The following is a 19,205-nucleotide window of genomic DNA, read 5'->3' as shown; positions in this document are numbered from 1 at the left end:
ACGCCAGGCGGCAGAGGGGCCGGCCGGGTGGGGCGCACGCCGCCCGGCCCCTGGGGCGATGGCCGCCGCGCCCGGATCGGGCTGCTCGGCGGCAGCTTCAACCCGGCGCATGCCGGCCACCGGCACGTGGCGGAGCGGGCGCTGCGCCGGCTGGGCCTGGACGAGGTCTGGCTGCTGGTCTCGCCGGGCAATCCGCTGAAGCCGCGCCGCGGCATGGCGCCCTTCGCCGAGCGGCTGGCGAGCGCCCGCCGCATCGCCGATGGCAGGCGCGTGATCGCGGCGGATGTCGAGGCGCGGCTCGGCACCCGCTACACCGTGGATACGCTGGCGCGGCTGCGCCGCCGCTTCCGCCGCGCCCGCTTCGTGCTGGTGGTGGGGGCGGACATCCTGGCGCAATTGCCGCGCTGGAAGCACTGGCGGCGGATCGCGCGGACCACGCCCATCGCGGTGCTGCCGCGGCCGGGGGAGACGCAGCGCGCACTGCACGGCCCGGCGGCGCGGGCCCTGGCGCGGCACCGGCGGCGGCCCGGCGCGCTGCTGCGGGGTCCGGCGCCGGCGCATGCCCCCTGGACGCTGGTGCCGGCGCGCGAACACCCCGCGAGCGCCACGGCGATCCGTGCGGCGCGGGGCGGCGCTCTGGTATAGAGCGGCTTGCCGAACCCCGCGCGGCGGCGGAGAACCGCTCCGCCATCAACGGCCCGCGGCGGAGCGGCGTTCGGAGAGGAATGCCGGCCCGCCACGGGGGCGGCCGGACACGGCCAGGACTGGGACAGGAGGCGCACATCGCGCGGAGCCCGAAGGCCCCCACCGGGGGCGAGGAGACACCGAAGCGCCGCGGCGCCGCGACCGGCGCCCGGACGGCGGCCCCGAAGCGCGCCACCGCCAAGGCGACGCCGAAGCGGGCGGTGACGCCGGCCGCGGGACCGGGCAAGGCTACGGCCAAGCCTGCCGCGGCGCGCACCCGCACGACAGCGGCGAAGCCCGGCACGGCGGCCGCGCGGAAGGCCGCGGCGCCCAAGGCGGCGACGGCGCCGCGCAAGCCCGCGCCCGCCAAGGCCCCTGCCAGGCCGAAGCCGGCGACCCCGGCCGCCGAGAAGAAGACGCGCAGCGCCGCCGGCCCCAGCGCCGCGGCGCCGCAGCGCCCGCGCAAGAAGGTCGCGCCCGATCGGCTGGAGGCGCTGGTCGCCGCCGCACGGCAGAGCCTCGAGGACGACAAGGCCGAGGAGATCGTGGTGCTCGACGTCACCGGCCGGGCCGACTTCACCGACCGCATGATCATCGCGACGGGCCAGGTGGAGCGGCAGCTCCAGGCCATGGCGGTGCATGTGGAGGAGGCGCTGGAGAAGGCCGGGAAGCACCTGAGGCGGAGCGACATCCAGGCCTCGCCGGACTGGGTGCTGATCGATGCCGGCGACCTGGTGATCCACCTCTTCCGGCCGGAGGCGCGGGTGACCTACGCGCTCGAGCGCATGTGGGGCCCGGAGAGCCCGGCGCCCGACCGCTGAGGTGAAGGCGCCGCGGATCCTGGCGATCGGCCGGCTGAAGCCGGGACCGGAACTGGCGCTCTTTGAGCACTACAATGCCCGCCTCCGCCCGCCCTTCGCGGTGACGGAACTGCCAGAGGCGCGCGGCAGCGCCGCCGAGGTGCGGCGGCGGGAGGGGGCGGCGCTGCTCGCCGCCCTGCCGGAGGGTGCGTTGCTGGTAGCGCTGGACCTCGGCGGCGGCGCCCCGACCAGCGAGGCCCTGGCCGGGCTGGCCGAGCGTTGGGAGGCGACGGCGAAGCCGCTGGCCTTCGCCATCGGCGGGGCGGAGGGGCTGGATCCCTCGGTGCTGGCGCGGGCGGAGCACCGTCTCTCGCTCGGCCCGTTGACCTGGCCGCATTTCCTGGTGCGCGGCCTGCTGGCGGAGCAGTGGTACCGGGTGCAGGCGATCCGGACGGGGCATCCCTATCACCGGTCCTGGCGGCCGGGGTGACGCGGCATCGCCCGCCCTCGCTGTCCAATGCGCCCGCGTGACTGTCGCGCTGGACAGGCCCGCGCGGACCATCGGACAGTCGGGCCGGGACTATCCGGGGACCGCACCATGCTCTGGCTTCTGCTCGCCGCGCTGCTCTGGGTGGGGGTGCATGTCGGCATCGCCGGCACGGCGCTGCGCGGCGCCGTCGTGGCGCGCATCGGCGAGAATGGCTTCCGCATCGGCTTCTCGCTGCTCTCCTTCCTGGCGATTGTCCTGCTCGTTGCCGCCTGGAGGGGGGCGGAGACCAAGCCGCTCTGGTTCGCGCCGGCCTGGCTGCGCTGGGTGCTCGCCTTCGTCATGCTGCCGGCCTTCGTGCTCTTCGTCGCCTCGCTGCGGAAGAACCCGACGGCGGTGGGCGGGGACGCGTTGCTGGGCGCGGAGCCGCATGGCATCCAGCGCGTGACGCGGCACCCCATGCTGTGGTCCTTCGCGCTCTGGGCCCTGGTGCATGTGATCGGCAATGGCGACAGCGCCAGCCTCGTATTCTTCGGCGCCTTCCTCGTGACGGCGCTCGCCGGCATGCCCTCGATTGACGCCAAGCTGGCGAAGCGCGCGCCGCAGGCCTGGGCAAGGCTTGCCCGGGCGACCTCCATCCTCCCCTTCGGCGCCATCCTGGCGGGGCGGAACCGACTGGTCCCCGGCGAGATCGGCTGGCTGCCGTCGGTGGTGGGCGCCGTCGCCTGGGCGGCGCTGCTGCATCTCCACCCCGCCCTCTTCGGCGTGCCAGTGATCATTCCCGGGTAGCGCTGATCGCCGCGGGGAGGCTCCAGGACGATCCGCGAAGACAAGCCGTCCCGTGGTATGCTGGTCCTGCCCTGCCCTCACCGACAATGTTGGAGACAACCGAGCACTTCCATTGCTTGGTGGCCGCCTCGGACGGCATCCCAACCGTTCTCATTCACCAAGGGCTTGCGGTGCGGCTGGCCGCCACCCGCGGCACCACCTTGCCGCGGGTGGCGGCGGCTCTTACCGGCGCGCGACGGCTTCGGCTCAGTCTCCTGCTCCATGCCGCTCGGCTTGATCGCCGGGCCTTCTGCTCCTTGAGGCGGGCGATCTGCTCGCGCTGCACCGCCACGGTCCGCTCAAGCTCCGCCATCTTGCCCAGCGGCGCGATGTCCAGAGCCTTCGGCTCGGCCGGCGACAGCGCATCAGGATCGGCGGGTGGGACCAAGCGTCCCAGCAAATCAGGCCAAGCGCCACCTGGCCATAGCTATCGCCCCTCTTACTTTCTTGCGTTTATGGCCAGTATCCGGCACCAGACCGCTCGCTACCGAGACGGGAAACACAGTATGCGGTTCGCGCGTGCCCCGCACCACGTCACGCCTGGCCCGACTGCCTCCTGTCAGGACGGGACAGGCAGCCGGTGAGCGACTCCTCCACCCTCGACGCCCCGGTCGCGGCCCGCCCTGCCGCGTCCTGGCCGGCCGCATTGCTGTTGCTCGGCCTGGGCCTCGCTGCCCTCGGCGTGCTGTTCGCGGGCGAGATCGTGGCGGCGGTTCGGGTCTGGGATGCCTCCGCCACCTACAATCATTGCTGGCTGGTGCTGCCGATCGCCGGCTGGCTGGCCTGGACCCGGCGCGACCGGCTGATCGGCCTCATTCTGCAACCGATGCCCCAGGCGGCGCTGCTCGCCCTGCCGGCCGGACTTGCCTGGCTTGCGGCTGACCGCCTCGGGATCATGGAGGGGCGGCAATTCGCTGCCCTCGGCATGGTCTGGATCCTGATGCTGGCCGTGCTCGGGTGGCGCATCTGCCGCGCCATGGCGACGGCGCTGCTCTATCTGGTCTTCCTGGTGCCCTTCGGCACCTTCGCCGTGCCCACGCTGCAGGGCATCACCGCCTCGCTGGTCGGTATCGGCCTGCAATTCACCGGCGTGCCGCACTATATCGATTCCTTGGTGATCGAGACACCGGCCGGCAATTTCCTCGTTGCCGAGGCCTGCGCCGGCCTGCGCTTCCTGATCGCCACTCTGGCCTTCGGCGCGCTCTATGCCTTTGTCATGTTCCGCAGCCCGGGGCGGCGGCTGGTAGTGATGGCGCTGGCATTGGCGGTACCGATCATCGCCAACGGCTTGCGTGCCCTGGGCATCGTCCTGCTCGGCCAATACTTCGGCAGCGCCGAGGCGGCAGCGGCTGACCACATCCTCTATGGCTGGATCTTCTTCTCGATTGTCCTGCTGCTGCTGATCCTGGCCGGCCTGCCCTTCCGGCAGGACGGCGCCCCCGAAACGCCCCGTCCGTTGCCGATCGGACTCGTCCCGCCCCGCCCGATGGCGCTGGCCGGCGCGGCGGCGCTTGTGGTTGGGTTGGCCGCAGCGGGCCCGACGGCCGGGCTGGTGCTGCAGCAATCCGGTGCCCGCACCCCGCATCGCACCGCGCTGCCGCTCGCCATGCCGGCGGGCTGCGAGCCGGGCCCGGCGGAGGACCTGCATTGCGACGGCCTCATAGTGACCGCGCAGATCGTCGCTTTCCCCGCGCGGATGACCTGGAGCGCCGTCTCGGCCGAGCGCAGCCGGCTGGTCGGTACCGAGGACACCGACATCCTCTTCACCGTGCGGGTCCCAGGCAGCATCTGGCAGGCGCGGCAGTCGCGCGAGGCCGGGACGACGGTCGCAGTCGCCACTTGGCTGAACGGGCGTCCGGCCGCGGGTGGGCTGCGGAGCCGTGCCGAGCAGGCCTGGAACAGCTTGGGCGGCGGGCAGGGCGCGCCGGTGCTGGTTGTCCTCACGGTGCGGCCGGAGCAGCCGACCCTGCTGGACAGCCCACGCCAGCGCCAACTTTTGGAATCGCTGCTGCTGGCCGATGGAACGGCGGTCGCGACGCGCGCGGCGGCGCTATCGGCGAACGGAAGCTCCATGATGCAGGACTGAAGGTTTGCTGCGCCGGCGTCTGATCTATTGAGCTGTGTCAGCTTAGTTCGGCTTTGGCCAGTTTGGCGGGCCGGTGGAGCCCACGCCATGGACGAGGGTAGCGGCAAGACGGCTGTTGAGCAGGCGCTGTCCGCCGGGGAGGCCTGATTCGGCCCGGTTCGGCGCACGGCGCCGAACGGCAGGGATCCGGGGCCGGATCCGCGGCCTGATCGAGGAGCCGGCGGAGCAGGAGCTCGAGGCTACGCCGGGGCGCGGACGGTACGAGCGGGACTGCATCCGCGACGCTGCATGGAAAGTCGCTATCCCCGGCTTTCGCCAGCAGGTTTACCAGTGACAGCCTGTCATCGGGTCCTCGGCCGGTCAGGGGTGAGAGCCTCGCAACTCCACCCCAGCCGTCAGGTCCGACGGCCGCCCCAGCCCGACATCACGGCCGAAGCCGGATGTTCCAGCGCCCACTCGGACGCCACCGACGCCCCCCGGTCGCGCGCCCAGCATGGCGAAGCAGCCGGGGCTTCGATACAACTTAAAAACGACAATTGACGCCGGATTCACGCCGCTGATCCGGCCGGGCAGGAAATGCTGCCGCCCACCTCTGCTGAGGAGCGGTCCCATGACGCCTGCATCAGTCAGCCGCGCCAGCTTCGGCGCCTGGCTCTTCGTCCTGATCCTGTCTGCCCCCGTCCCGGGATCGGCCGCGGGGCCGAATGAGGTTCCCATCGCCTTCTGCCTACCGGTCGCGGCCGGCGAGAGCTGCGACTGCTCGGTTGAAGGCATCGAGGATCTCGTGCCCGTGGCCATATTCCACGAGTACCTGCGCCGCCTCCGACTGGCGGGCCAGGTTGGCAGGGCCGAATTCGAACGCCTCCTCGCCAGCTCCGGCGCTTGCGCGGGGCCTCACCTGGGACTGGGCCGAGACGCCGCTTCTCCCGCCCCCCTGCGCGCCGCGGCGCTGCCATGATGCGCGCGGCGGGCCTCCTGGCCATCGCCGGACGGCACGGCCCCCTGCTGCTTTGCGCGGGCGTGCTGCTCGGCCTTGCCCTCCCCGGCCTGGCGATGGCGGCGAGGCCGCTGATGGACGCGGCGGTATTCTGCTTCACGCTTGGCGCCTTTCTCAAGGTCGAGCCCGAAGCCTTCCGTGCCGAGGCGGGGTTGCGGCAGGGCTGGCGCAACCTGCTGATCCTCGGCTGGACGAGCCTCGGTGTCCCCCTGGCGGCCTGGGCCGGGATCTGGGTGACACAGCCGGGCCCGGCTCTGGCCGAAGGACTGCTGCTTTGTACGCTGGCGCCGCCGGTCGGCAGCGCGGCTGCGCTCGCCGCCATGCTCGGGCTGAGCGCGCCGGTCGCCCTGCTTGCCTCGGTCGCCGCAACCGCCGTCGCGCCACTCAGCATGCCGCTGCTGGCGAACTGGTTGGCCGGCTATGCCCTGCACATCGACGCAGGGGCGATGGGCTTGCGGTTGCTGCTGCTGGTCGGCGGCGGCGCCCTGGCAAGCTGGGGCCTGCGCCGCGCCGCCCCGCGCCTGGTCGCGGGCAACCCGCTGGCGATGACGGGGATCGCCGTCGTGGCCCTGGTGGTCTTCGCGATCGGTGCCATGCGCGGCATGCCCGCCTACTTCGCGTCCGAGCCCACCGCCGTGTTGCTCAACCTCGGCATCGCCTTCGCGGTGAATGCCGGCTTCCAGCTTCTCGGCCTGCTGCTGTTCCTGCCCTTCGGCCGCCGCACCGCCCTGACTGTCGGGCTGGTCAGCGGCAACCGCAACATCGGCCTGGCCTGGGCGGCGGTCGGGACGGGCATGCCGGCGATGGTGGAAGTCTATTTCGCCATGAGTGTTTTCCCGATCTACCTGCTGCCGGTCGTCATGAAGCGGCTGCTCACCCCGGCCCTGCCGCCCGCGGCGAGACCCGAGGAGCCGCGGCCGAGCATCGCCGGGCTCCGGCGGCAGGCGATGGCGGAGGCCGTCGCGGCCCGACGGCAGGTCTTCCAGGCCCGGGCCGGATTGCCCGCTTCCCCGGCACGACCGCACCCAGCCGAGTAGCCCACAGCATCTGCAGCCTCAGGGAGGATCCCGGCGATGCCAGGACAGGACGGCACTTGCCCACGACTGCCGATGGAGAGGACGCTGCAGGGCCGGGTGGCCCTGATCACCGGATCCTCGGGCGGTATCGGCCTCGGCATCGCCCGGGCACTCGCGGCGCGCGGCGCCGGCCTCATGCTCAATGGCCGGCGGCCCGCAGCGGAGATGGCCGATCTCTGCCAGGCATTGGAGGCGCTGGCGGCCGCGCCGGTGCACTACCTCGCCGCCGATGTCGGCCACCCGCAGGCATCGCAGCGGATGACGAACATGGCGCTGGAGATCTTCGGCCGCATCGACATCCTGGTGAACAATGCCGGCGTGCAGCATGTCGCCCCGGTCGGCGAGTTCCCGATCGAACGCTGGGACGACATCATCGCCACCAACCTGACCGCCGCCTTCCTGGCGACGCGGGCCGTGCTGCCCGGCATGACCGCGCGCGGCTGGGGGCGCATCGTCAACATCGCCTCGGCCCATGCCCTGGTCGGCAGCCCCTTCAAGTCGGCCTATGTCGCGGCCAAGCACGGCCTGCTGGGCCTCACCCGCGTGGTGGCGCTGGAGGCGGCGGAGGCCGGCGTGACCTGCAACGCGGTCTGCCCTGGCTATGTCCGCACGCCGCTGGTCGAGCGGCAGGTGGCGGCGCAGGCGCGCGCGCACGGCGTGGCGGAGGACGTGGTGATCCGTGACGTGCTGCTGGCGCAGCAGCCCAACCGCCGCTTCGCCGGGATCGAGGAGGTAGCGGGGCTGGTCGCCTTTCTCTGCAGCGAGGAGGCGGCCGGTATCACCGGCGCGGCGCTGGCCATGGACGGCGGCTGGACCGCGCGCTGAGCCTCGCTTCCCGCAGAGTCGCCAATGCAACATTCCGTGAGGGAATGCAAGTGTCTGATTGCATGCCGCAAGCGCCGCCGGCAACGTTGCCGCTGTGCATGAGAGGTGCCGGGAGGCGGGACGCGTGGGTCTGCGACGTGTCGGGGGGGCGGGCGCCCTGCTCATCATGCTGGCGGCCGGGCCGGCAGGAGGCGCCGAGTGGGAGGTCCAGGAAGGCCGCATCCGCCTCGACACGACCCTTCTGGCCGCCAGCGTCTTCCGCGTGGAACGGCCGGACGCCGGCCTGATCGGCATCGCCAATGGCGGCCGCGTACCATCGCTGAACGGCGACGATGGCGACTTGAACTACCGTCGACGCGGCACCGTCTCCGCCCTGCTGCGCGCCACCTCGGAACTCGAGGTCCAGCGCGACGGCTTCGGCATCCTGGCCGCCGGGACGCTCTATTTCGACGCGCTGAACGCCAGCCGGGGCGCCACGGACCGCACCCCGCTCTCGAACGGCGCGCTCGACATCATCGGCCGCGGCGGGCGCCTGCTGAACGCCTATGCCTATGGCCGCTTCGATCTGGCAGACCGTCCCATCGAGCTTCGTGCCGGCGCCATTGCGCTGAACTGGGGCGAGGCCGCCTACATCCCGAACGGCATCTCCGCCATCGCTGCCTACGACCTGCCGCGCCTGGTCAGCCCCAACGCCACCCTGCGGGAGGGGCTGCTGCCGGTGCCGATGGTGAATGCGACCGCGCGCCTCGCACCCGGCCTCGCGCTGGAGGGCTTCGTACAGGTCGCCAGCGAGACCGTGCTGCTGAACCCATCGGGCAGCTATTTCAGCACGGCGGATACCATCGGCGCCGGTGGCCGACGGCTCTTCCTCGGCTACCTGCCACCGGCCAGCGATCTGCCGCCTTACCTGCCCGGCAGCTTCGTCCCGCGCGGCGCGGATCGCGGCCCGCGCGACGGCGGGCAGTTCGGCTTCGCCCTCCGCTGGTCGCCGGGCGAACTCGGCAGCACCGAGCTCGGCATGTACTACCTCCAACTGAACAGCCGGCTGCCGGTGGTCTCCTTCCGCACCGGCGCGCTGCCGGCGGGCGCAGCCCTCGGTCCGCCGCAGCTCGCGCAGGCGCTCTATGCCGCCTCCTCCCGCTATTTCCTCGACTACCCCTCCGACATCCAGCTCATCGGGCTCTCGGTCTCGACCCCGCTGCCGCTCGACCTCACCCTGCGGGCGGAAGCCTCCTGGCGCATCGGCCAGCCGTTGCAGCTCGACCCCAACGAGATGGGGCTCGCCGCGCTCAGCCCGGTACTGCCGGCGCTCGGCACCGGGCAGCTCGGCCGCTACGGCTTCGGGCAGGAGGTCACGGGCTACCGCCGTCAGGATGTCGGCACGCTGATCGCCGGCCTGAACCGCACCATTCCCGCGGCGCTCGGCGCCGACCAGGTGCAGGGCACCCTGGAGGGCGGCCTGACCGCCGTGCCCGATCTGCCGGGGCGCGCCGCGCTGCGCTTCGCCGGACCGGGGGTCTATACCAGCGGCGACCCGCTCTTCACCGCCATCGGCGCACAGCCCTATACCAGCACCAAGGGCTTCGCGAGCCGTCTGTCGGGCGGCTACCGTTTGATCCTGCAGGCGGATTACTTCAATGCCGTCGGGCCCGTGTCGCTCTCCCCCTACCTCGCCCTGGCGCATGACCTCGGCGGCGTGACGCCGGCGCCGCTCGCCACCTATGTGCGCGACCGCAAGGCGATGACCATCGGCGTCACGGCCGGCTTCCTCAGCCGCTGGGCGGCCGGCGTGGAGTACACGCGCTTCTTCGGCGGCGGGGACGCCAACCTGCTGCGCGACCGCGACTACGTCACCGCGCTGCTCCGGACCAGCTTCTGATGCCAATCGCAGGCCGGTCCCGCCGCACCGCACTGGCTGGCCTCGGCGCCGCCATGGCTGCCCCCCTTGCCTTGCCCGCCCTTGCCCAGCGCGCTGGGCTGACCCCGCTGGGGGCGGACCTGGCGGGCAATGCCGCCGGGACCATCCCGCGCTGGGCCGGCGGCCTGACCGCACTGCCGCCCGATGGCGAGGACCCCTATGCCACCGATCCGGTGGTGCAGGTGCTGGGCGCCGCAGAGGCGGACGACCCGCGCCTCGCGCCCGGCCATGCGGCGCTGCTGCGCGCCAGGCCCGGCTTCCGCATCCGCCTGCTGCCCAGCCGCCGCAGCGCCGCGGTGCCTGGCTTCGTGCTCCGCGCCACCGAGGCCAATCCCGGCCGTGCCCGCCTGGTGTCCGGAGGCAATGGCGTCGCCGGCGCCGCCATCGGCATTCCCTTCCCGCGGCCCGCCAACGGGCTGGAGGCGATCTGGAACCACATGCTGCGCTGGCGCTTCCAGGCGCTGCAGCGCACCGTCGCCTTCGCCGCGCCGCTCGCCAATGGCAGCTACACGCTGGGCCGCACGCTCGACCGCACGCTCTATCCCTACAACGCGCCGGATGCGGCGCCCGAGACGGTCGGGCCTGCCAGCCAGTTGCTGGTCTATGTCACCCTGGCCCCGGCCGAATACGGCCGCCTCGCCCTGCTGAGCCATCAGCCCCTGGATTTCGGGCAGGAGGGTACGCGCTACTGGTTCTACGTTCCCGGCGACCGCCGCGTTGCCTTCTCCGCCGACACCGCCTTCGACGTGCCCAACCGGCTCTTCGATGGTCTGCGCACGGTGGACAATGCCGACATATTCGCCGGCAGCCCGGAGAGGTATGCCTGGACGCTGCTCGGCAAGCGGGAGACGATCGTTCCCTACAACAGCTTCGCCCTGACCAGCCCCCGGCGCCGCTATGCCGAGGTGCTGCAGCCCGGCGCGCTGAACCCGGCGCTGGCGCGCTACGAGTTGCACCGGGTCTGGGTCGTGGAGGCACGCCTGCGGCCCGGCCAGCGCCACCGCTTTCCCCGCCGGGTCTTCTACCTCGACGAGGATAGCTGGCAGGCGCTGCTGATCGAGCACTACGATGCCCGCGGCGCGCTGCAGCGCGTTTCCGAGGCGCATCCGGTGCAGTACGACCGGCCGCTCTCCTTCTATGCCTCGGTGGACGTGGTGCACGACCTTCCGACCGGCCGCTACGGCGTCTTCGGCATGCCGAACGAGGAGCCGCCGATCGACACCGGCCCGGCCCTGACGCCGGCCGATTTCACGCCACCCGCCTTCAGGTCCCTGGTCACCCGGTGAGTCTGGATTTGACATCGTATTGACGGGCCTTGCCCACGCGCCGGGGCGAGACTGCAGGCGATCCGGCATCGCATGAGGTGAGCGGTGAGCGAGGCGATCCAGATCCGCATGCTCGGCCCTTTCGAGGCGCGGCGGGCCGACGGTACGCCGATAGCGCCGCCTGGCCGGCGCTCGGTCGCGCTGCTCGCCTGCCTCGCCCTGCCGGACGAGGCGGTGAGCACCAGGCCGCGGCTCGCCGCGCTGCTGTGGCACGATCGCGGAGCGGAGCAGGCGAATGGCAGCCTGCGGCAGGAGTTGCTGCGGCTGCGCAAGGCCTTCGGCGCGCCGCTCGCCTTGCCGAGCGCCGACCCGCCGATGCAGACGCCGCGGCTGGGCGGACCGGCGATCGACCTCGACGTGCACCGCTTCGAGGCGGCGGCGGCCGATCCGGCCCGGGCGAGCGAGGCAGCAAGCCTTTATCGCGGGCCGTTGCTCGAGGGCTTCCCGCTCACGGATCCCGGGCCCTTCCCCGCCTGGGTCGCGGCCCAGCGGCTGCGGCTGCACGAGCTTGCCCTCGGCACATTGCTTCGGGTGCTGCGCGGGGCCGAGGCTTCGGAAGCGATTGCACGCCGGCTATTGGAACTGGACCCGCTCTGCGAGGAAGCGGTCCGTTATCTCATCCGCGCGCATGCCGGTCGCGGCGACCTCGGGCGAGCGCAGGCCACCTTCCAGGCCTGCCTGGGACGCTTCCGGCAGATGGACCGCGAGCCTTCGCGGGAAACCCGCTCCCTGATGGAGTTGGCCGAGGCCGAGCTGTCCCGCAGCACGGTGTCCATGTTCGCCGTAACCCATGGCCCCGGCGCTGACGGCGGCAATTGGATCCGCGTTTTGCGCGAAGGGCCAGCGACGCCTCAGGCCCCCGAACCGCGGGAATTGCCGATCGTGGAGGACCGCCCTTCCATCGCTGTCCTGCCCTTCTCCGATCTGACCAGCGATGCCGGGCTGCTGGCGGACCCATTCGCCGACGGGATCACCGAGGAGACGACCAACGCACTGGCGCGCATGCCCGGCTTCTTCGTCACCTCCCGCCATTCCGCCATGGCCTATCGCGGCGCCGCCATGGATGCGCGGCTGATCGCCCTGCAACTCGGCGTCCGCTACCTGCTGGAGGGCAGCGTGGAGCGCGCCGGGGCGCGGGCGCGGAGCAATGTCCGGCTGATCGACGGCCGCAGCGGCCTGCACATCTGGGCCGACAGCGTGGGCGCGCCCGTGGACGAGCCTTTCGAAATGCGGGACCGGCTGGTCGGCGAGATCGCTGCCCGGCTCCAGCCGCGGCTATTGCTGAGCGAAGTGCAACGCACCCTGCGCGAGCCACCGCCCAATCCCGATGCCTGGACCTGGCTGCTGCGGGCGCAGTCGGCGCTGGCGCGGTCGGAGGCGGTGCCGGCCGTGTTCGATGCCAGCGAGCAGGCGCTGCGCCAGGCGCTGGCCGTCCAGCCGGACTATGCCATGGCGCATGCCATGCTCTCGCTGGTGCATACCTGGCGCGCGGTCTCGGAATTCGGCAGCGCCGGGGGTGGCATGCGGCGACGCTGGCAGGCACGGAAGGCCATGGCACGTGCCCTGGCGCTGGCACCGGACAATCCCTTTGTGCTCTCTGCCTGTTCGGAAGCCGCGCTGTACAGCACCGGCGATATCGATCGCGCCGCAGCGCTCCTGGAAGGCGCGCTGCGGCGTGATCCGAATGATGCCAATGCACTGGCCTTGCTGGGCAATGTGCGAAGGATGGCGGGCGACGACCCACATGCCGCACTGACCCTCATCGACCAGGCAATGCGCCTGAGCCCGCGTGACCCACGCAGCGCCTTCTGGCTGCTGCACGCCGCCTGGTGCCACTGGAAGATGGGCGAGTACGAGGCGATGGAGGAGGCGGCGCGGCAGGCACTGGCCCTGCATCGCGCCAATGCCTGGGCCTGGGTGTGCCTGACCTGCTCGCTCGGCCTGCAGGGGCGACAAGCGGAGGCGCGCGAGGCCGCGCTGGAGGTACTGGCGTTGATGCCGGGCTTCTCCACGGGCAGGTTCTACTGGACCGCCCGCTTCTTCTACGGCCGCCGCTTTGCCGGGCCTGTGCGCGAAGGCTATCGCGGGCTGCATCGCGTTCTGAAGACGATGTTGGGGTAAGCTGCGGGCAATGTCAGGTTCCAGGTGCCTGACAGATGGCGGCACACCGTTCGAATGTTTGCATTCTTCCGCCGGTACATTCCACGCCGCCGGGAATTGTCCTGCGGCCGGCAGCAAGAGGAGAGCCAAACGGCGCACGGTTGAATGGGGAGCCACGCCGGCAAACGGACAGCGTCGATAACTTGGATCCGCATGGGCGTCTCACCGGTGGCGAGGCCGCACCGATCCCGGCTGCCGCCGATGTCAGGGCACCCGTCCCACCGATGGATCGTGACCCTCGGCCTCGCCGTTCAGCAATGCCAAGGTAGACGTGACCGCACCGGGATCGGCGATGCCCCGGCCGGCAATGAAGGCGCTGACATGGCCAAGGCTGGAAAAGAGCACCCTTGCTCCGATGGAGAGGGTGGAGGCACGTCGGGCGCGGGGAGCACATCGGCGCCGGTCGGGCCTTCGGCACGGATCCCCTCCCGCCGCAGGGCGGCGACGGGCGCATGCGCTGTCTCTTCGTCAGCGCGCGCAACTCGAGCTTCGTGTACAAGGGCCGCCCGGTGGACATGCGCCAGGTCGGCCGCGAGCTGGTTATCCGCTACGCGCTCGAGGGCAGCGTGCGCCGCTCGGCGGACCGGATCCGCATCACCGGGCAGCTCGTCGACGCGACCACCGGCGGCCATCTCTGGGCGGACCGCTTCGAAGGCGCGCTCGATGACGTTTTCACGCTGCAGGACCAGATGGCCGCGAGCGTCGTCGGCGCGATCGCGCCGCAACTGGAGCGGGCCGAGATCGAGCGCTCCAGGCGCAAGCCGACAGGCAGCCTCGACGCCTACGACTACCACCTGCGCGGCACGGCCAGGGTCCACCAGGGGACCAGGGAGGGCATCGAGGCGACGCTGCCGGTCTTCGACGCGGCGATGCGGCTCGATCCGGACTACGCGGCGGCCTACGGGATGGCCGCGTGGTGCCTGTTCTGGCGCAAGGTCAATGCCTGGACTGCCGACCGCGGGCAGGAACTCGCCCGCGGGGCCCGGCTGGCGCGCCGCGCCGTAAAACTCGGCAAGGACCACGATGCGGTGGCCTTGACGCGGGGAGCCCATGCGCTCGCGCATTTCCCCGGCGACCTGGATGGCGCCATCGCCTGGGTCGACAGGGCGCTGGTGCTGGACCCGAACCATGCGCCCGCGTGGTTCATCGGCGGCTTCCTGCGCCTCTGGCGCGGCGAGCCCGACGCGGCGATCGAGCGGTTCGACCGCGCCATGCGCCTCAGCCCGCTTGATTCCGAGATGCACCGCAAGCAGGCCGGCACGGCGATGGCGCACCTGCTGGCGGAGCGCTTCGACGAGGCCTCGTCCTGGGCCGAGAGGGCGGTCAGGGAACATCCGGACTTCCTGATGGCGGTCGGCATCGGGGCGCTCGCGTCGCTGGCCACGACATGGCTGGCGCAGTCCTCGTAGGCGCGGGCGGCGCAGCGCGTCCAGAACCGTGCGCGCCGCGAGGCGCTCTATGGCGAGTTCATCCGCAAGGCGTCCACGCTCTTCGCCGATGCCTTCGAGCACGAACTCGGCGACCCGGCCAAGCTCGTGAAGCTCTATGCGCTCGTCAGCACCATCCGGCTCTTCGGCAGGCCGCGCACGCTGGCCGAGGCGGAGCGGATCATGGACCGCATCGGCGCGGCCTACTTCGCGCCCAACAAGGCGCTGCGGCTGTTCTCCGGCTTCACCCGGGAAGGGGAGCTGGACCCGCTCTGCGCCTTCGGCGCCGCGTGCCGCGAGGAACTCGGGCTCGCGGGGCCCTAGCCCCGTATCCGCGACCGGGTTCGGCCTCACGGATGGCGACAGGTCGGATAGCGGCACGCCGTCCCCTTGGACGAAGATGCAAGGCGATGCCAAGGCGGAGCCAGGACCGCGGCGAGGACCATCGGCTGGGTCCCGGTCATCCTCGGTCCTCGATGACGCGAGCGGCCATCGAGGACCGAAGAGGAGAACCGTGATGACGCAAAGAGACATTCTCGCCGCGGCCGCCTGCATCGGCGGCGCGACCGCCGCGCGGGCGCAGGACTGCATGGCCGTGATGGCGCAGGACCCGCAGCTCAGCGGCTTCGTCGGCGCGCTGCAGAGGACCGGCCAGGCGGACCTGCTGCGCCAGGTCGGGCCGTTCACGGTGCTCGCGCCGACCAACGACGCGGGCGGCCGGGTCCCGATCAACATCCACGACGACCTCTTCGGCTCCGCCGCGATGGACGATATCGACCCCGTGCGCGCGCCCGCGGTCCTCGACGCGCAGATCGCCGATGGCCGTCACCCGGCCAGCGGGGCGCAGGACCGCGAGCAGACCATATTCCGGACAAGGAACAGCAACGAGCTGATCGTCCGCCGCGACGAGGACGGTCGTTAGACGCTCAGCGCCGGCGGCTGGGGCGCGGGCGACATGCGCCGCATCGAGCCGGCGCGGGTGCGGCGGGCCGACATCCCCTGCAGCAGCGGCGCGGTCCAGGTCGTCGACCGGGTGCTCATGCCCTGACCACGGGGCGACCCGTCCCATTCCATCCCAACCCGATCGACCACGGGCAGGGCCGGAGACGGCGTCGCCGCCGCGGCGTGCGAGGCGGCGGTCAGCAGGAGACGAACATGCGCCTGGACAATACCTCACGCCCGGATGCGCCGGGACCCGACGAGCTGGTTCCGTCGCGCTACGCGCTGCGCGTCGGCGAGATCAACGTGATCGCTGTCAGCGACGGCGTCATGCAGATCCCGGCCGAGACGATGGCCAGCAACGCCGACCTGGCCGCCCGGTCGGCCTGGCTGCACGACCGGATCCTGCCCGATCTGGTCGACTGGTCGCTGAACCAGGTCGTCCTGCGTCGCGGCGACCGCACCATCCTCATCGATTCTGGGCTTGGGAAGGAATACCCGGGCGTCGCACGGACCGGCCACTGGGCCCATCGGCTGGAAGCCGCGGGCATCGCGCTCGCCTCCGTCACCGACGTGATCATCACCCACATGCATTTCGACCACATCGGCGGGCTGCTCGCCGACGGGATGCAGGAACGGCTGCGTCCGGACCTGCGGGTCCACGCGGCGGCGGCCGAGGCGGAGTTCTGGGAGGCGCCGGACTTCTCCCGCACGGCCATGCCGGGGCCGGTGGCGGACAAGAACCGCTCGACCGCCAGGCATTTCCTGGCCGCATACGGCGGCAGGCTGCGGACCTTCGAGGCGGAGTCCGAGGTGGCGCCGGGCGTGGTCGTCACCCGCACCGGCGGCCATACCCCAGGCCACAGCGTGGTGCGCCTGGTATCCGGGAGGGACCGACTGACCTTCGTCGGCGATGCCCTGCTCCCGCACAGCTTCGACCAGCCCGGCTGGCACGACGGTTTCGAGCACGACCCGAAGGAGGCGGTCCGGGTCCGGGTCCGTCTCCTGCGCGCGCTGGCGGCGACCGGCGAACCGCTGATGGGCGCGCACCTGCCATTCCCGTCCGTCTGCCGGGCCTTGGCCGACGGCGACGCTTATCGTTGGGTACCGGCGCATTGGGGCTATTGATCCCAAGCACCACTCCGTTGCACGGGTCTGGCTCGATGCGTCCATACCGCCGACCCGTGCGACTGAGTGCCGGGCGATGTCACCGCGAGCATTCCTCATCCACGGGCGGAGCGGTAGGTGCCTGGCGCCGTGCCGGGAAAGGACCCTGGGCGACACCGGGGCTGTGGTCGGCCTGGGGCTTGTGTGGCCGACCACCACGAGAGGTCCCTTATGGAACGGACGCGGCTTCTGCAGCCTGCAAGGTGTCCTTCGCATCGAGCAGCAGCAGGTATCCCGCGCCCAGGTTGTCGAGCGTCACCTTGGCCACGCGTTCCACGTAGTCGTCATGGCTCGCGTACAGGCCTTGCAGCGTCGCGGCGTCGAAGGGGACCGATGCGCCCCAGAGATTGCAGAAGCCCTGGCCACTGTTGACCCCGGTATTCAGGGCTGTCGGCACCGCATGCTCCGCAAGCCGGATGCCGCCAAGTGCATTCCCCTGCTCATCCCGGGCGAGTTGCACGGGCGGGCCAAGCGTCACGACATCCAGCGGTGGCGCCTGCGGCGGCTCGACACCACCGCGCAGCCACCGGCGCAGGTCGCGGTAAATGGTGTCCTGCACCTTGTAGGCGGGAATGATGCTTCGCGGCGGCAGGGTACATCCCGCCGCGTCGCCGACCGCGGGCACGGTGCCGAGATCGCGGGTCTGGAGCGAGCCACGATAGGCCAGCAATTGCACATCCGAATGCGACGCCCCTGCCACGGTCCAGGTGCGGATGCGATCGGTGTCCGGCTGCAGATTGGCGCCGAGATTGAGGCTCGTGACGTCGGTCTCGGTCAGCAGCTTGAAGACGGGGATGTCGACGTCCTCGCGCGTGACCTGACCGCCGGAATGCAACAGCAGCGCGTCGATCGCATGCGCCAACGGGTGCACCGCATTCACATAGACGCCCAGATAGCCTGCAGACTGGCTGTCGCCGCTGCCGATGATGCTGCGAACGCGCAGGTCGCCCATGACCTGGACGCCTTGACCCCGGCCCGAGGATCTGACCGCCTGCGCCGCCTGCGAGAAGATGTCGTAGGACAAGGCATCCCCGCTGACCGTGCCACCGGCCGTGACGTCGAGCGTGCCGTACCGGCGCGGGCTCCAGTCCTTGAGGCCGGTTCCGGGTGTGGCAATGCCGGCGTTCTGCGCCGAGACGCCGACCCAGGCATAGCCGTTCCGCATCAGGAATTCATGCGACTGGAGCCAGTCGATCTCGACATCGTACAGGTTCGTCACGTTGTACCACTCGAGCACCACGGTGCCGTTGAAGCGCCTCGCGTCGGTCGGACGCCGGACGACCATTCGCGTCTTGTAGGGGTGCCCACCATCCAGCACCGACGCCGTCGGCAGCGCTGTCTTGCCGGCGAAGTCCGGCGCGCCCAGGTCATAGCGCGTCGCCGTGCCCTCAATGAAGAATTCCTCTTCGACATAGCCGTATTTCGAAAGGTCGAGGTTCGTGGCGAAGAAGGGGTAATCGTGCGAGGCATCGCCCGGCGGTGCGCTCGTTGGGACCGGGCCTGTCACCGACGGAACCGGCACCGGCTCTGCCCCGAGTGGGAGACTGGCGAGCATGGTGAGACCGAGGACGAGCCCACCTCGGGTCACCCATCGGCCGAGCCATTGTCCGACCGTGCCGCCATCACGCAGTACCTCACCACGCCGAGCTGGCCGCTCGGCGCTGCTTTGGTCGCAATTCATGACGTTCCCTCCGCCACTTTGTCTTCCCGGCCGAGCAAGGAACGCGAAAGCAGCCGGCAGTTCCGCTCAGGCAGGCAGTATTGTCGACCGTGACGTACAGAAGGCAGCAGAAAAGTGTGCAGTGCGGCGCCGGCACGGCACCCACCAGTCAGGCGCATCGGCTGACATGAATGAGCTGTACGGCCAGCAGACTTCCTTATCGATTTTCGTAGCGCTGCCTTCACGGTATGCACGCGGACCTGGATGGTGCCGTCGCGGGTGTGGTGGGAAATCTGGGTGGCGTAGTCTCCGGCTTATTGAACGAGCCAAGACCGGCATTGGCGCGCGCGTGGAGACCACGCCATGGACAAGGGCAGCAGCAAGACGGCTGTTGAACAGGTGCTGTTTGCCGGGGACGCCTGGTTCGACCCGATCGAAGCAGGGATCCGCGACCGGACCCGCGGTCTGATCGAGGAGCTGGTGGAGCAGGAGCATGAGGCCGCGCTGGGGCGCGGACGGTACGAGCGGGCCGGCACGCCTGCGGGGCATCGGAATGGGCACCGGACGCGGCACCTGACCGGCTCATTTGGTACGGTGGAGTTCGCGGTGCGGCGGGCGCGCTTGCTGACGGAGGATGGCGGCAGCGAGGAATGGCGCAGCGCCGAGCTGCTGCGTCACGCCCGGCGGACGCGCCAGCTCGAGGCGCTGATCGCGGGTGCCTACCTGGCCGGGACCAACACGCGCCGGGTGCAGCGGGCCCTGGCGGCGCTGTTCCTGCGTGCGCTGGGAAAGGACGTGGTCAGCCATGCCTGGCGCAAGGTGAAGG

18 protein-coding genes and 1 pseudogene are annotated in these 19,205 nt (G+C 71.2%); 16 read left to right on the top strand and 3 right to left on the bottom strand.

Going from position 1 to position 19,205, the window contains the following annotated elements:
* Window positions 1-27 precede the first annotated feature (27 nt).
* The 4 genes from Q7A36_RS26545 to Q7A36_RS26530 all read left to right on the top strand — a co-directional run bounded on the left by Q7A36_RS26545 (window position 28) and on the right by Q7A36_RS26530 (window position 2,760).
* On the top strand, window positions 28-645 hold the full coding sequence (locus tag Q7A36_RS26545) for a nicotinate-nucleotide adenylyltransferase (RefSeq protein WP_305106786.1): 618 nt from the start codon (window positions 28-30) through the stop codon (window positions 643-645).
* 80 nt (window positions 646-725) lie between these two features.
* Window positions 726-1,505 (top strand): ribosome silencing factor, encoded by a 780-nt coding sequence (gene rsfS, locus Q7A36_RS26540; RefSeq protein ID WP_305106785.1) that lies wholly within the window; start codon window positions 726-728, stop codon window positions 1,503-1,505.
* 1 nt (window position 1,506) lies between these two features.
* Window positions 1,507-1,974, top strand: coding sequence for a 23S rRNA (pseudouridine(1915)-N(3))-methyltransferase RlmH (locus Q7A36_RS26535; protein WP_305106784.1), 468 nt, complete (start codon window positions 1,507-1,509; stop codon window positions 1,972-1,974).
* Between the two features lie 108 nt (window positions 1,975-2,082).
* Window positions 2,083-2,760, top strand: a complete 678-nt coding sequence (locus Q7A36_RS26530; RefSeq protein ID WP_305106783.1) for an NnrU family protein — start codon at window positions 2,083-2,085, stop codon at window positions 2,758-2,760.
* 154 nt (window positions 2,761-2,914) lie between these two features.
* On the opposite strand, the gene Q7A36_RS26525 is transcribed toward Q7A36_RS26530, so the two are convergent.
* Window positions 2,915-3,187 (bottom strand): hypothetical protein, encoded by a 273-nt coding sequence (locus Q7A36_RS26525; RefSeq protein ID WP_305106782.1) that lies wholly within the window; start codon window positions 3,185-3,187, stop codon window positions 2,915-2,917.
* 192 nt (window positions 3,188-3,379) lie between these two features.
* On the opposite strand from Q7A36_RS26525, the gene xrtA reads away from it, so the two are divergent.
* From xrtA to Q7A36_RS26490, 7 genes are all read left to right on the top strand, one after another.
* Window positions 3,380-4,885: an exosortase A gene (xrtA, locus tag Q7A36_RS26520; protein WP_305106781.1), complete on the top strand. Its 1,506-nt coding sequence runs from the start codon at window positions 3,380-3,382 to the stop codon at window positions 4,883-4,885.
* A gap of 610 nt (window positions 4,886-5,495) precedes the next feature.
* Window positions 5,496-5,843: a hypothetical protein gene (locus Q7A36_RS26515; RefSeq protein ID WP_305106780.1), complete on the top strand. Its 348-nt coding sequence runs from the start codon at window positions 5,496-5,498 to the stop codon at window positions 5,841-5,843.
* Complete coding sequence (locus Q7A36_RS26510) at window positions 5,840-6,919, top strand: hypothetical protein (protein ID WP_305106779.1); 1,080 nt, start codon at window positions 5,840-5,842, stop codon at window positions 6,917-6,919. The genes Q7A36_RS26515 and Q7A36_RS26510 overlap by 4 nt, the downstream gene beginning before the upstream one ends.
* A 36-nt stretch (window positions 6,920-6,955) precedes the next feature.
* On the top strand, window positions 6,956-7,783 hold the full coding sequence (locus Q7A36_RS26505) for a 3-hydroxybutyrate dehydrogenase (protein WP_305106778.1): 828 nt from the start codon (window positions 6,956-6,958) through the stop codon (window positions 7,781-7,783).
* A gap of 124 nt (window positions 7,784-7,907) precedes the next feature.
* A complete protein-coding gene (locus Q7A36_RS26500) occupies window positions 7,908-9,662 on the top strand; it encodes a DUF1302 domain-containing protein (protein WP_305106777.1) in 1,755 nt (584 codons plus the stop codon).
* Entirely contained in the window at window positions 9,662-10,987 is a 1,326-nt protein-coding gene (locus tag Q7A36_RS26495; RefSeq protein ID WP_305106776.1) for a DUF1329 domain-containing protein, read from the top strand. Before Q7A36_RS26500 ends, Q7A36_RS26495 begins: the two co-directional genes overlap by 1 nt.
* Before the next feature lie 84 nt (window positions 10,988-11,071).
* Window positions 11,072-13,147 carry a BTAD domain-containing putative transcriptional regulator gene (locus Q7A36_RS26490; RefSeq protein ID WP_305106775.1) on the top strand — a complete coding sequence of 692 codons (2,076 nt, stop codon included), beginning with the start codon at window positions 11,072-11,074 and terminating at the stop codon, window positions 13,145-13,147.
* A 243-nt stretch (window positions 13,148-13,390) separates the two neighbouring features.
* Here the strand turns inward: Q7A36_RS26490 and Q7A36_RS26485 are convergent, their stop codons facing one another.
* Window positions 13,391-13,531 (bottom strand): hypothetical protein, encoded by a 141-nt coding sequence (locus Q7A36_RS26485; protein WP_305106774.1) that lies wholly within the window; start codon window positions 13,529-13,531, stop codon window positions 13,391-13,393.
* 107 nt (window positions 13,532-13,638) lie between these two features.
* On the opposite strand from Q7A36_RS26485, the gene Q7A36_RS26480 reads away from it, so the two are divergent.
* From Q7A36_RS26480 to Q7A36_RS26460, 4 genes and pseudogenes are all read left to right on the top strand, one after another.
* Window positions 13,639-14,595, top strand: coding sequence for a tetratricopeptide repeat protein (locus tag Q7A36_RS26480; RefSeq protein WP_305106773.1), 957 nt, complete (start codon window positions 13,639-13,641; stop codon window positions 14,593-14,595).
* A 126-nt stretch (window positions 14,596-14,721) separates the two neighbouring features.
* On the top strand, window positions 14,722-14,937 hold the full coding sequence (locus Q7A36_RS26475) for a hypothetical protein (RefSeq protein ID WP_305106772.1): 216 nt from the start codon (window positions 14,722-14,724) through the stop codon (window positions 14,935-14,937).
* A gap of 76 nt (window positions 14,938-15,013) precedes the next feature.
* A pseudogene (locus tag Q7A36_RS41655) lies at window positions 15,014-15,661 on the top strand (fasciclin domain-containing protein).
* Window positions 15,662-15,768: 107 nt separating this feature from the next.
* A complete protein-coding gene (locus tag Q7A36_RS26460) occupies window positions 15,769-16,680 on the top strand; it encodes an MBL fold metallo-hydrolase (RefSeq protein ID WP_305106769.1) in 912 nt (303 codons plus the stop codon).
* 208 nt (window positions 16,681-16,888) lie between these two features.
* On the opposite strand, the gene Q7A36_RS26455 is transcribed toward Q7A36_RS26460, so the two are convergent.
* Window positions 16,889-18,400 (bottom strand): alpha/beta hydrolase domain-containing protein, encoded by a 1,512-nt coding sequence (locus Q7A36_RS26455; protein WP_305106768.1) that lies wholly within the window; start codon window positions 18,398-18,400, stop codon window positions 16,889-16,891.
* A 342-nt stretch (window positions 18,401-18,742) separates the two neighbouring features.
* Between Q7A36_RS26455 and Q7A36_RS26450 the strand changes: the two genes are divergently transcribed.
* On the top strand, window positions 18,743-19,205 hold a 463-nt coding region (locus Q7A36_RS26450; protein WP_370655712.1), incomplete at its 3' end, for a transposase.

The organism is Paracraurococcus lichenis (assembly GCF_030657435.1).
Classification (GTDB): domain Bacteria; phylum Pseudomonadota; class Alphaproteobacteria; order Acetobacterales; family Acetobacteraceae; genus Paracraurococcus; species Paracraurococcus lichenis.
The sequence above is the reverse complement of the archived record's forward strand: the minus strand, read 5'-3'. Positions and strand labels throughout refer to the sequence as shown.

What these genes read in the sequence shown, in the direction of transcription:
- Q7A36_RS26530 (WP_305106783.1), top strand. Translation starts at nt 2,083, where the DNA reads ATGCTCTGGCTTCTGCTCGCCGCGCTGCTCTGGGTGGGGGTGCATGTC.
- Q7A36_RS26505 (WP_305106778.1), top strand. Translation starts at nt 6,956, where the DNA reads ATGCCAGGACAGGACGGCACTTGCCCACGACTGCCGATGGAGAGGACG.
- Q7A36_RS26515 (WP_305106780.1), top strand. Translation starts at nt 5,496, where the DNA reads ATGACGCCTGCATCAGTCAGCCGCGCCAGCTTCGGCGCCTGGCTCTTC.
- rsfS (WP_305106785.1), top strand. Translation starts at nt 726, where the DNA reads ATGCCGGCCCGCCACGGGGGCGGCCGGACACGGCCAGGACTGGGACAG.
- Q7A36_RS26455 (WP_305106768.1), bottom strand. Translation starts at nt 18,400, where the DNA reads ATGAATTGCGACCAAAGCAGCGCCGAGCGGCCAGCTCGGCGTGGTGAG.
- Q7A36_RS26460 (WP_305106769.1), top strand. Translation starts at nt 15,769, where the DNA reads ATGCGCCTGGACAATACCTCACGCCCGGATGCGCCGGGACCCGACGAG.
- Q7A36_RS26495 (WP_305106776.1), top strand. Translation starts at nt 9,662, where the DNA reads ATGCCAATCGCAGGCCGGTCCCGCCGCACCGCACTGGCTGGCCTCGGC.
- Q7A36_RS26510 (WP_305106779.1), top strand. Translation starts at nt 5,840, where the DNA reads ATGATGCGCGCGGCGGGCCTCCTGGCCATCGCCGGACGGCACGGCCCC.
- Q7A36_RS26480 (WP_305106773.1), top strand. Translation starts at nt 13,639, where the DNA reads ATGCGCTGTCTCTTCGTCAGCGCGCGCAACTCGAGCTTCGTGTACAAG.